The organism is Actinoplanes sp. NPDC049681 (assembly GCF_044465265.1).
In the GTDB taxonomy this organism is placed as follows: domain Bacteria; phylum Actinomycetota; class Actinomycetes; order Mycobacteriales; family Micromonosporaceae; genus Actinoplanes.
Map to the genome: position 1 here is coordinate 68637 of NZ_JBITLP010000009.1, position 11460 is coordinate 80096.

An 11460-nucleotide genomic window follows, 5' to 3' on the forward strand; every position below is an offset into this window, starting at 1 on the left:
ACTTTGGTCCGCCCGGTCGGGGCGCAATTTCGGCCCGACCTTCGGGCCTTACCGCCGCCCGCGTACGTCGGCACGCTGGCCACCGTGGACCGAATCGACACCCTGACAGTGGCCGCCGAGGTACTCGGCCGCGAGGTCACCACCGCCGACGCCGCGCGGCTGTCGTTCACCGCGCTGGGCGGCACGTCGCTGCGCGCGATCGAGTGCGCCGCCCGGATCGAGCTCCGGCACGGCCTGACCGTGCCGGTGCCCGCACTGCTCGGCCCCGAGCCGCTCGCCGGCGTCCTCGACGCCGCGGTCCCGGCCACACCCGCGCCGGCGGTGGCCCCCTCCAGCGGTCTGCGGCCGGCCTCCCGCGTTCAGCAGGCGATGCTCGTCGGCGAGCAACTGCACGGCGGCACCCCGTTCCACCTGTTGTTCAGCGCGGATCTGCGCGGGCGGGTCGATCCGGAGCGGCTGGGCTCGGTGCTCGGTGCGCTGACCCGGCGGCACGCCTCGCTGCGGACCGTCTTCGTCCAGGACGGGGACGGCCTCGCCCGCCGGGTGCTGCCACGGTGGACGCCGGTCGTTCTCGATCTGCCGGTGCCGCCGGACGGCTGCGACCCGGTCGCCGCGGTCCAGGCGATTCTCGCCCCCGCCGCGGGCCGCCTGCTCGACCCGTTCCGGCGCCCGCCGGTGGTGTTCGCGGTCACCCCGGCGGGCCCGTCCCGCATCGTGTTGTCGCTGCTCGTCCATCACGCCCTCGTCGACGGGTGGAGCGTCGGCCTGCTCTTCCGTGAGCTCGTCGCCGGCCTCGGCGGCGCCGACCTGACCACGACCGCGCCCGCGCTGGAGGCGGTGGTCGCGGCCGAGCGCACCGGCGCGGTCGCCGAGCGGGCGCGGCAGCGGGCCGAGGCGCTGGCCGGCACGCCCACGACGCTGGAGCTGCCGACCGACGCCCCGCGGCCCGGGCACGCCGGCCGGACCGGGACGCGGCTGCTCTTCGGGCTCTCCGACGCGGCGCGCGATGCCTGCACGGCGCTCGCCCGCGGCTGCGGCACCACCCGCAACACCGTTCTGCTCGCGGCATGGTCGCTGGTCGTGGCCCGTCGCACGGCCGTGCCGGAGTTCGTGATGGGCGTGGTGGCCGCCGGGCGGACCGCCGCGACGCTGGACGTCGTCGGCCCCTGCCTGACGATGGTGCCGGTGGTGTGCCAGATCGACGACGCCGGCACGGTCGCCGACCATGTGCGCCGCACGGCGGCGGGCCTGCGTACGGCGCTCGCGGCGACCGACGTCCCGCTCGAGGACATCGTCGCGGCGCTCGAGCTCGGCGGCGACGACGCGCGGCACCCGCTCGTCCAGGTCGCGTTCGCCGCGCACGACGAGCTGGTCCCCGAGGAACTGGGCGCGTTCGGCGTGACCGCCACCGTGCACGAGGGACACTGCGGCGGCACCGTCTACGACGCCGTCCTGTACGTCCAGCGGTGGGCGGACCGGCCGCGGCTGGCGCTGGAGTACGCCACCGACGTCCTGCGACCGGACGAGGCGGCGGAACTCGCCTGCGCGCTGAATCAGGCGCTGGAGGAGATGGCCGCCGGCGCGCCGCTCGCGGAGGTCCGGACGATGACGCCGGCCCAGCGGCAGCGGCTCGCGAAGCTCGGCGCCGGCCCGGACGTCGCGGGGCCCGCCGGCATCTGGCACCTGTTCGAGGCGGCGGTGGCCGCCGGGCCCGACCGGATCGCTGTCCGCGACGGCGACCCGGCACGCACGCTCACCTACGCCGAACTCAGGAACGCCGCGGAGCGGCAGTCCGCCGAGCTGGCCGCGGCGGGCGTACGGGCCGGGGACTGCGTGGCGCTGGCGGTCCGCCGCTCCGCCCGGGAGATCGTCGCGGTGCTCGCCGTGCTGCGCCTGGGTGCGGCGTACGCCGGGATCGAGGCGGACGTGCCGGCGTCCACGGCCGCCGGGATGCGGAAGGCGGCCGGGGCGCGCATCGTGCTGGGCGACGACGACCGCGCCGACCTGCGCATCATCGACCCGTGGGACGGCACCGCGTGTCGCGGGGACATTCCGGAGGCGGCCGGGCAGGACCCGGAGCGGGTGGCGTACATCGCCTTCACCTCCGGCTCGACCGGAGTGCCCAAGGGTGCCAGGGTCCCCCACCGCGGGGTCGTCCGGCTGACCCGTGACGCGGACTTCCTCGTGCCCGGCGCCACCGACCGGTTCGTCCGGCTGGCGCCGCTGGCCTTCGATGCGTCCACCCTGGAGATCTTCGCCCCGCTGCTGGCCGGCGGAACCGTCGACGTGTTCCCGGACGGCTATCCGACGCCGGCCGCGCTCGCCACGTTCCTCTCCGAGCGGCGCACCACCGGGCTGTGGCTGACCGCGGGGCTGTTCCGGCTCGTCGCCGACTACCAGCCGCACGCGTTCGCGGGCCTGCGGCAGATCCTCACCGGCGGCGACGTGGTGCCGCCCGCCCAGGTCGCCCGGGTGCTGGCGGCCTGCCCGGGGCTGCGCGTCACCAACGGGTACGGCCCCACCGAGAACACGACGTTCACCACCACCCACGCGGTGGACGATCCGGCCGAGGTCAGCGATCCGCTGCCGATCGGCCGCCCGGTCGCCGGCACCGGCGTGGCCGTGCTCGACCAGCACGGCCGCCCGGTGCCGCCCGGCGGGATCGGCGAGCTCCACACCTCCGGCGCCGGCCTGGCCCTCGGGTACGCCGGGCGCCCGGCCGAGACCGCCGCCGCCTTCGGGCAGTTCGCGGCGTCCGGCGGCGAGCGGCTCTACCGCACCGGTGACCTGGCCCGCTGGGACGGCGAGGGGCGACTGCGCTTCCTGGGCCGCCGCGACCGGCAGGTGAAGATCCGCGGGTTCCGGATCGAACTGGAGGCGGTCGCCCGGGTGCTGCGCGACCATGCCGCGGTCCGGGACGTCGCGGTCGTGGCCACGCCGGGCGAGGCGGACCGGCGGCTGCTGGCCGGCCTGGTCGCCGACGACCGGCCCGGACTCGTCGCCGAGGTGCGGCGGTTCGCGGCCGACCGGCTGCCCGGGTACGCCGTTCCGTCGCTGTGGGCCGTGGTCCGCGACCTGCCGGTGACCCGCAACGGCAAGCTGGACGCGGCCCGGCTGCGCGACCTGGCCCAGAGTCCCGGGCCCGCCGGCGTTCCGTCCGCTGCGGTACTGCCGGAGGGCGACGACGTCACCGCGACGATCGCGCGTACGTGGGCCGACGTGCTCGGCACCGCCCGGTTCGGCCTCGACGAGCGCTTCTTCGAGGTCGGCGGCGACTCGCTGCAGCTGCTCCGGGTCGCCGCCACCCTGCGGCAGAAGCTGCCCCACCACGACGTCACCGTGCAGGACCTGTTCGCCTGCCAGACGATCCGCGCGCTGAGCGGCCGCCTCCTCGCCCGGTCACCGCGATGACCCGCAGGATGATCGTCTGCGACCTGGACGGCACCCTGCTCACCTCGGCCGGGCGGCTCAGCCCGCGCTCCCGGGCGGCGCTGCGCGCGGTCCGCCGTACCGGCTGGCCGCTGCTGCTCTGCACCGCGCGGCCGGTCCGCGACACCCGGGCGATCGCGGTCGCGATCGACGCGATGATGGTCGCGGTCTGCGGCAACGGCTCGATCACGTACGACTTCGGCCGGCACCGCATCGTCGACGAGCAGCCCATCCCGGCGGCCGGCCTGGCCGCGACCCTACGGGCGCTGCGTGACGCGCATCCACGGGTACGGCTCGGCGCCGAGCGGGGACTGGACCTGCTCCTGGAGCACGAGTTCGAACTGGAGGCGGCGCTGAGCCGGGGAGCGCAGCGGGTCGCACGCCTCGACGGGATCGTGGACGAGCGCGGCTTCGGCAAGGTCATCGCGCAGCTGGACGGCGCCGCCCCGGACTACTGGCCGGCGATCGCGGCCGTGCTGCCCGCCTCGCTGACCGCGACGGTGTCGACGACGGCATTCTGCGAGATCGGCCGCAGCGGCGTGACCAAGGCCGCCGCCGTACGCCGGATCGCCGACCGGGCGGGTATCGCCGCCGCGGACGTCGTGGCGTTCGGCGACATGCCCAACGACCTGCCCCTTCTCGCCTGGGCCGGCACGGCCGTCGCCGTCGCCAACGCCCACCCCACCGTCCTGCACGCCGCGGACATCGTCACCGCCGCCAACGACGACGACGGGGTCGCGCAGGTGCTGGAGCGTCTCCTCGGCCTCCGGGACGGGCGATGACCACCACCGCGTGGCGGCCGGCCTGGTCGGAGCTGCCCGTCGACGTACGCGAGCTGGTCGGCACCTGCCTGGGCGCGCCGGTGCGGACCGCCGCCGGGCAGGCCGGTGGCTTCACGCCGGGCGTCGCCGCCCGCGTCCTGCTGGCCGACGGGTCGCGGGCGTTCGTCAAGGCGATCCAGGCGGACGACGAGTCGGTGGGGGTGTACCGGAACGAGGCACGATACGCCGCTCTGCTCGGCGCGGACGTACCCACGCCCCGGCTGCGGTTCACCGCGCAGGCCCGCGGCTGGGTGGTACTGGCCTTCGACGACGTCGACGGGCGCCATCCGGACCTGCGGGTGCCGGCGGAGCGCGAGGCGGTCCTGTCCGCGCTGGGTCGGCTGGCAGCGGCACTGACGCCGGCGGCCCGGGCCGGGGTGCCCACGGTGGAGGCGGCCCTCGCCCCGCTGCTCACCGGCTGGCGGCAGTACGCGGCGGACGGCCCGCCGGCCGACCTGGACCCGTGGTCGAGCCACCACCTCGCCCGGCTCGCCCGACTCGAGGCCGGCTGGGCCGCCGGGACCGCCGGCGACACCCTGCTCCACGCCGATCTGCGCCCGGACACCATGCTGCTCACGCCGCAGGGCGAGGTCGTCGTGGTGGACTGGGCCTGCGCCTGCGTCGGCGCCCCCTGGGTGGACCTCGTGCTGCTGCTCGCGTCCGCCGACGGCGTGGACGCCGACCGGGTCGTGCGTACGCATCCGCTCAGCCGGGACGTGCCGGACGCGGCGGTGGACGCGTTCCTGTGCGCGCTCGCCGGCTGTTTCGCGCGCGAGTGCCGCGGGCCCGATCTGCCCCGGTCGCCGCGTCTGCGGGGATTTCAGGCCGCCGCCGCGCGCCGGACCCTCGCCTGGCTGGCCCGGCGCACGGGATGGCGCTGGTCATCGCCGTGAATCGGGTATCGGATCGATCATCCGTCTCGGTCGATCCGCGGCGTTACCATTCCGGCCGTGACGGACCTCCGGCTGCGGCTGCTCGGTGCTGTGCAGGCGCATGCCGGTGCGGCGCCGCTGATGCTCGGCCCGCGAAAGCAACGACTCGTGCTGGCGGTCCTCGCCCTGGAGGTCAACAAGGCGGTGCCGATCGACCGGCTCGTCGACCTCGCGTGGCCGGTCACGCCGCCCCGTACGGCCGGCCACGCGATCCAGGTCTGCGTGTCGGGGCTGCGCGGGATCTTCGCCGGCCACCACGGCATCGAGATCCGCACCCAGGGCGCCGGCTACCTGCTCGCCGCCGACCCGATGCTGATCGACGTGCACCGCTTCCGGGCGCTGCTCGCCCAGGCGGCCGAGGCCGGCGACGATCCCGGCCGCATCGCGCTGCTCGACCGCGCCCTCGAGCTGTGGACCGGCCCGCCGTTGCAGGGCGCGGCGTCGGCGGACGTCTGCGACCGCCTCGGCGCGGGCCTCGTCGAGGCCCGCCTCACCGCCATCGAGGATCGCATCGATGCCGGGCTGCGCCTCGGCCGGCACCGCGAGCTGATCGACGAACTGACCGGCCTGGTCACCGCCGAGCCGCACCGGGAACGGCCGGCCGCCCAGCTGATGCTCGCGCTGTACCGCAGCGGGCGGGCCGGTGACGCCCTCGCGGTCGCCCGTGCCACCCGGCAGGTGCTCGCCGACGAGCTCGGCCTCGACCCGGGGCTGCCGCTGCAACGCCTGGAACGGGCCGTCATGCGGCAGGATCCGGCCCTGCTGCTGCCCGAGCCGGCCCGGGCCGTCCCCGCGCCCGCGCAACTGCCCGCGCTGGTGGCGGGCTTCGCCGGCCGCGACGAGCAGCTCGCCGACCTCGACGCGCTGCTGGCCGAGGGCGCCGGCACGGCCGTCGTCACCATCGGCGGCACGGCCGGCGCCGGCAAGACCGCGCTCGCCGTGCAATGGGCGCAGCGCCGGCGGGACCGCTTCCCCGGCGGCCAGCTCTACCTCAACCTCGGCGGGTACAGCGGCGGCAGCCCGGTCCACCCGGCCCAGGCGCTCGCCACCTTCCTGCGGGCGCTCGGGGTGCCGGCCGACCAGGTGCCGGTCGACGTCGTCGAGGCGGGCGCCCTCTACCGCACCCTCGTCTCGGACCGGCGCCTGGTGGTGATCCTCGACAACGCGGCCGGCGCGGACCAGATCCGTCCCCTGCTGCCGGGCGGGCTCCACTGCGTCACCCTGGTCACCAGCCGGGACCGGCTCACCGGCCTGATCGCGCGCGACGGCGCCCGCCCGCTGACCCTCGGCGAGCTCAGCCCCGAGGGCGCCGAGGCGCTGCTCAACGGGCTGCTCGGCACCCGCGCGACCGAGGACCCGGCGGCGACCGCCGACCTGGCACGGCTCTGCGGCCGGCTGCCGCTGGCGCTGCGGATCGCCGCCGCGCACCTGGTGTGCCGTCCCCGCCGCCCGGTCGCCGACCTGGTCGCGGATCTCCAAGCCGGGAACAGGCTGGCGATGCTCGCCGTGCCGGGTGACGAGCAGTCCGCGGTGCGATCGGCCTTCGACCTCTCGTACGCCGCGCTGAAACCGGAGGCGTCCCGGCTGTTCCGGCTCGCCGGCCTGGTGCCGATGGCCGAGGTGACGGTTCCGGCGGCCGCCGCGCTCGCCGACCTCGACCCGGCCCGCACCCGCACGCTGCTGTCCGAGTTGGCCGACGCCCACCTCATCGAGGAGGTCGCGTCAGGTCGCTATGCATGGCACGACCTCCTCCACCTGTACGCCGCCGAGCTGGCCGACGCCGAGGACGCCGCCGCGGAACGGGAGTCCGCGCTGCTGCGCCTGTACGAGTTCCATCTCCGTACCGCCGGCGCCGCCGCGCGGTTGCTGTACCCGCAGATGCAGCGGTTGCCGGAACCCACGGCCGGGCAGCCGGGCCTGACCTTCACCGGCCCGGCCGCCGCACTGGCCTGGCTCGACGCCGAACGGCCCACCATGGTGGCGCTGGTGCGCCACGGCGCGCAGGTCCCGGCACTGCGCCGCTGCAGCTGGCTGCTGGCCGACACGCTGCGGGGATACTTCTGGACCCGCCGGTACGCCGACGACTGGCTGACGACGGCTGCGGGCGGGCTCGCCGCGGCGGAGGCCGCCGGAGATCCGCACGGCCGGGCCGCGGCGCACCTGTCGCTCGCGCAGGCGTACCGGTCGTTGTCCCGGCACGAGGCCGCCGTCGAGCACTTCGCCCGGGCCCGGGCCGACGCGGGGCTGGCCGGCTGGCGGCAGGGCGAGGCGGCCGCGCTCGGCAGCATCGCGAACGTGTACCGCGACCAGGGCCGGCTCGCCGACGCCGCGGAGCACCATCGGCAGGCGCTGACGATCTACCGGGCCACCGGCGGGCGCGGCGGCGAGGCGGTCAGCCTCGGCAATCTCGGCAACGTCCTGATCGAGTCGGGAAACCTCGCCGAGGGCATCGCGCGGCTCGCCGAGGGCATGGACCGCTATCGCGAGCTCGGCTCGGTCAACGGCCAGGCGATGATGCACAACAGCCTCGGGTACGCCCACCTCGGCGCCGGCCGTATCGACGAGGCCCGGGAGGCGTTCGACCGGGCCCTGGTCCTGCACCGGGAGGCGGGCAGCCGCGAGGGCGAGGCGGACACGATGGTCAACATGGGTGAGGCGAACCGCGATGCCGGCGACCCCGTCACGGCGAAGGACCTGGCCCGGTCGGGACTCGACCTGGCCGTCGACGTCGGCGACCGGCGCATCCAGGCCGACGCGCACAATCTGCTCGGCAGCATCGCCCTGCGTCTGGGCGACCTGGACGACGCGGCCACGCACCATCGGGATGCGCTGCGCCTCTCCGGCGAGGTGGGCCACGGCAAGGGCGTCGCGGCCGCGCTGATCGGGCTGGCCGAGGCGGACCTCGGTGCCGGCCGGCACTGCGACGCCTACGACGGAGCGGTGGAGGCGCTCGAGGTCACCCGGCGAACCGGCTTCGGCCTGCTCGAGGCGGAAGCCCTGACGGTGGTGGCCGCGGCGGCACTGACCGGCGCTGCCACGGCGGCCGAGGCGGCCGGGTACGCGCAGCACGCGCTGGCAGCGTTCCGCCGGATCGGCCGCCCGGCAGGCGAACGCCTGGCCCAGCGGCTGCTGGACCAGGCGCTCGATCGGATCTAGGCGGGGCAGTCCGGCGGACGCTGGACGTACTCGGCGGAGGTGACGCCGCACGCGGTCGTGCCGCCCGAGTCCCCGTTGTTCTGGGTCGACGACGTACTGCCGGCCAGGTTCGCTGCGCCGAGCACTGCGGCCAGCAAAGCGGCAACACCACACAGGACGATGGATCTGAAGCGTTCCATCCTCATGGAAATCCCCCTTTTGTTGTGGCGTTTCCGCGGCCGTCCCCTACGGCCGCCGGGCCCGCAGCCCCCGCCGCGAGTCAGTATGGATGGCCGGCGGCCACGACCCCGTCGTGCTTCCGGCCCATGTGCGGGTGCCGGTGCGTGCATTTCCAGTCGTCTATACGTTGAGGCCGGACCCCTCATCACCACCGCCGGGCACCGTGCGGCAGCCTTCTCGTCGCGGCGACGTGCCCGGCCGTCCAGCCCGGCGCTCGGCCGTTCGGCCGGTGTCCCCTCAGAACGACAGCATCCCGCTGACCAAGGCCTGCCACGTCATCGGACCCACGATGCCGTCGACCGCCACGGCGGGGATGTCGGCGTGCAGCGCGCTCTGGAAGCCGCGAACCGCCGTCTCGGTCTTCGACCCGAAGATGCCGTCCACCGCGAGGCCCTTCGAGGGGTCGCCCGACAGGTTGCGGAACTGGAACTCTTCCTGGACGCCGCGGACGGCGTCCCCCTCGGAGCCCCGCTTCACCTGAACGATCAGCGCTCCCCAGGTGTCCGGGCCGGCGATACCGTCGACCGCCAGACTCTTCTCCCGCTGGAACGCCCGGACGGCGGCATCCGTCAGCGGCCCGAAGACGCCGTCGACCGCGACGCTGTGCCCCCGGGCCCGCAGCAGGTACTGCAGGGTCGGTACGGGATGTTCCTTGGCCCCTTGACTCGTCAGCGGCCAGGGACTCAACGTTCCTGCCATGGTGTGCTCCCTTCGGTCATTGCTCGGCCATGACACCTCATCGTCGGGCGGTGGCCACGATGGTCGGTAGAGCCGAAGGGGCCATGCCGCGTGCCGTCTTCGGCACGCGGTTCATCCGCCGGGAATGAACCGGACGCCGGTTTCGCGTGTCCAGGATGGTCCGTGGACTGGTCATTCGATTCGATCCTCTACGTGATGTTCCTGGCGAGCTTCTGGTTCGGGATCATCTGGACCTTCATCGCGGTCTTCAACGACCTGTTCCGGCGGCCGATGCCGGGCTGGGCGAAGGCCGGCTGGGTGGCGCTGATCGTCGTCGTGCCACTGTTCGGCGTGCTCATCTACCTGATCACGCACGCGGCGAAGCCCCGGGAGGGAAGCCCGGCGCGCAGCCCCGCCGACGAGATCGCCACGGCGGCCCGGCTGCACGACGAGGGGCGGATCTCGGGCGAGGAGTTCGAACGCCTCAAGAGTCAAGCGTTGATGAACCGCTGACGGGCGGCCCCTCTTTAGGGCGTACGTTCGTGGTTCTCGAAATTCGCCGGCCGCCGCCGCTTTACGGTCGCATCATGCATTTAGCTTCGATTGTGCGCCTTGCCCGACCACGGCGGCGCCACCTTGGACTGTTGCTCGCCGGTGTGCTCGCTTCCACCGCGGCACCCACGGCCGCCGTCGCAGCCGAGCCGCTGGTGTCGGTCAAGCCGGCGACCTCGGTCGGTTTCGACGGCCTGGTGTACGCCACCGCGTACGCCGGTAACACGGTGTTCGTGGGCGGCAGTTTCCGGAACGCCCTCGTCGACGGGCGATCGGTGCCGCGCAAACGGCTGGCCGCCATCGACGCGCGTACCGGTGAGCTGCTGCCCTGGGCGCCGACGACCAACGGCACCGTCTTCGGGCTGACCGGTTTCGGGCAGTCGCTGTACATCACCGGCAAGTTCACCACCGTGGGTGATCAGGCGCGCGGCGGCCTGGCCGACGTGAACCTGAGGACCGGCGCCGTCGGCACCCTGCGGCACACGATCAAGGGCGAGGGGCACACCCTCACCGTCGGCGGCGGGCGGTTGTTCCTGGGCGGGGCGATCAGCGCCGTCGACGGGCGCACGCAACGCAACCTCGCGGCCTTCAACCTGGCCACCGGCGCCCTGGACACCACGTTCGGCAGCGGCGCCGACGGTGAGGTCAAGGCACTGACGGTGGCCGGTTCCCGGCTGTACGTCGGCGGCAAGTTCAAGCACCTCAACGGCGCGGACGGCACGGTCCGGCTGGCCGCCCTCCGGCTCGCCGACGGACAGGTCGACCCGTCGTTCCGTCCCGTCACGCCGTACTTCGTCGGGGCACTCACGGTGGCCCCGGACAAGGTGTACGCGGCACTGGCCGGACCGGGTGGCCGGGTGGCGGCGTACCGGCCGGACGGCACGCTGGTCTGGAGCACGGTGACGGACGGGGACGTGCAGGCGATCACGCAGCTGGGCCGGGCGGTGTACGCCGGCGGCCACTGGACCGTGGCCTGCACCGTACCGTCGCGGACCGCGACCTCATGGTGCCCGACCACGCTGCGCAGCCAGCCGAAGATCGCGGCGTTCGACGCCGACAACGGCAAGCTGCTCGACTGGAACCCGCAGAGCAACGGCAAGTGGGGCGTGCTGAGCATGGACGTCCACCCCACGCTCGGCAGGATCGCGGTGGGCGGCGAGTTCACGGCCTTCGGCAGCCTCAGCCGTCCGCACTTCGCGCAGTTCGTCACGCCGTGCTCGTACGGTTGCGGCGGCCGATCGCGGTAGCCCGCGATCGACGCCCAAGGGGGCGGTGCCGGACTTCCGGCACCGCCCTCTGTTGTCCGCGGTAGCTCAGCTGCCGTGCAGCAGCCGTTTCAGCTCTTCGGCCAGCGCGGCCAGCCGCTCGTTCTCCGCGACGAGCTCGCGCCGGTCGGGCCGTTGAATGACGAAGTCGGCGAAGTTCCGGCCTCCGGAGTACAGCTGGTCGAAGGCCAGCGCGGCGTACTTGAGGATCTCGTCCGGCTCGTCGTCGGCGCCGAGAATGTCGAGCAGCCGCCGGAACTGCTCGGACCAGGCGAGCCGGACTCCTCGGGGAGCTTCGCGGTGGACGAGGTCCCGCAATCGGGCCGCGATCCGCTCGGCCACGGTGATTCGCTCGCGGGGATCGGCGACAGTCATCTGAGGCATGCACCTTGCTTCCGGCTGGGATGT

Annotated in this window: 9 protein-coding genes; 6 read left to right on the forward strand and 3 right to left on the reverse strand. The window is 74.5% G+C overall.

Annotation, left to right across the window (positions count from 1 at the left end; all coding sequences use genetic code 11):
• Positions 1-84 precede the first annotated feature (84 nt).
• Genes ACIBO8_RS30305 through ACIBO8_RS30320 form a run of 4 tightly spaced genes read left to right on the forward strand, consistent with a single transcriptional unit; the run spans position 85 to position 8338 of the window.
• Positions 85-3411, forward strand: a complete 3327-nt coding sequence (locus ACIBO8_RS30305; RefSeq protein WP_396118780.1) for an amino acid adenylation domain-containing protein — start codon at positions 85-87, stop codon at positions 3409-3411.
• Positions 3408-4211, forward strand: a complete 804-nt coding sequence (locus ACIBO8_RS30310) for an HAD family hydrolase (RefSeq protein WP_396118781.1) — start codon at positions 3408-3410, stop codon at positions 4209-4211. Before ACIBO8_RS30305 ends, ACIBO8_RS30310 begins: the two co-directional genes overlap by 4 nt.
• Positions 4208-5143, forward strand: coding sequence for a phosphotransferase (locus ACIBO8_RS30315; protein ID WP_396118782.1), 936 nt, complete (start codon positions 4208-4210; stop codon positions 5141-5143). Before ACIBO8_RS30310 ends, ACIBO8_RS30315 begins: the two co-directional genes overlap by 4 nt.
• A 57-nt stretch (positions 5144-5200) precedes the next feature.
• Positions 5201-8338: a BTAD domain-containing putative transcriptional regulator gene (locus ACIBO8_RS30320; RefSeq protein ID WP_396118783.1), complete on the forward strand. Its 3138-nt coding sequence runs from the start codon at positions 5201-5203 to the stop codon at positions 8336-8338.
• On the opposite strand, the gene ACIBO8_RS30325 is transcribed toward ACIBO8_RS30320, so the two are convergent.
• Both ACIBO8_RS30325 and ACIBO8_RS30330 read right to left on the reverse strand, forming a co-directional pair.
• A complete protein-coding gene (locus ACIBO8_RS30325; RefSeq protein ID WP_396118784.1) occupies positions 8335-8517 on the reverse strand; it encodes a hypothetical protein in 183 nt (60 codons plus the stop codon). The genes ACIBO8_RS30320 and ACIBO8_RS30325 overlap by 4 nt on opposite strands.
• 277 nt (positions 8518-8794) lie before the next feature.
• A complete protein-coding gene (locus tag ACIBO8_RS30330) occupies positions 8795-9256 on the reverse strand; it encodes a peptidoglycan-binding protein (protein WP_396118785.1) in 462 nt (153 codons plus the stop codon).
• Between the two features lie 162 nt (positions 9257-9418).
• Between ACIBO8_RS30330 and ACIBO8_RS30335 the strand changes: the two genes are divergently transcribed.
• Positions 9419-9748 carry a PLD nuclease N-terminal domain-containing protein gene (locus ACIBO8_RS30335; protein ID WP_396118786.1) on the forward strand — a complete coding sequence of 110 codons (330 nt, stop codon included), beginning with the start codon at positions 9419-9421 and terminating at the stop codon, positions 9746-9748.
• Positions 9749-9879: 131 nt separating this feature from the next.
• The gene (locus ACIBO8_RS30340) at positions 9880-11034 is read left to right on the forward strand and encodes a hypothetical protein (RefSeq protein ID WP_396118787.1); all 1155 of its coding nucleotides are present in this window, start codon (positions 9880-9882) and stop codon (positions 11032-11034) included.
• A 66-nt stretch (positions 11035-11100) separates the two neighbouring features.
• On the opposite strand, the gene ACIBO8_RS30345 is transcribed toward ACIBO8_RS30340, so the two are convergent.
• Complete coding sequence (locus tag ACIBO8_RS30345; RefSeq protein ID WP_396118788.1) at positions 11101-11427, reverse strand: hypothetical protein; 327 nt, start codon at positions 11425-11427, stop codon at positions 11101-11103.
• Positions 11428-11460: the final 33 nt, after the last annotated feature.

What these genes read in the sequence shown, in the direction of transcription:
- ACIBO8_RS30310 (WP_396118781.1), top strand. Translation starts at nt 3,408, where the DNA reads ATGACCCGCAGGATGATCGTCTGCGACCTGGACGGCACCCTGCTCACC.
- ACIBO8_RS30315 (WP_396118782.1), top strand. Translation starts at nt 4,208, where the DNA reads ATGACCACCACCGCGTGGCGGCCGGCCTGGTCGGAGCTGCCCGTCGAC.
- ACIBO8_RS30325 (WP_396118784.1), bottom strand. Translation starts at nt 8,517, where the DNA reads ATGGAACGCTTCAGATCCATCGTCCTGTGTGGTGTTGCCGCTTTGCTG.
- ACIBO8_RS30330 (WP_396118785.1), bottom strand. Translation starts at nt 9,256, where the DNA reads ATGGCAGGAACGTTGAGTCCCTGGCCGCTGACGAGTCAAGGGGCCAAG.
- ACIBO8_RS30345 (WP_396118788.1), bottom strand. Translation starts at nt 11,427, where the DNA reads ATGACTGTCGCCGATCCCCGCGAGCGAATCACCGTGGCCGAGCGGATC.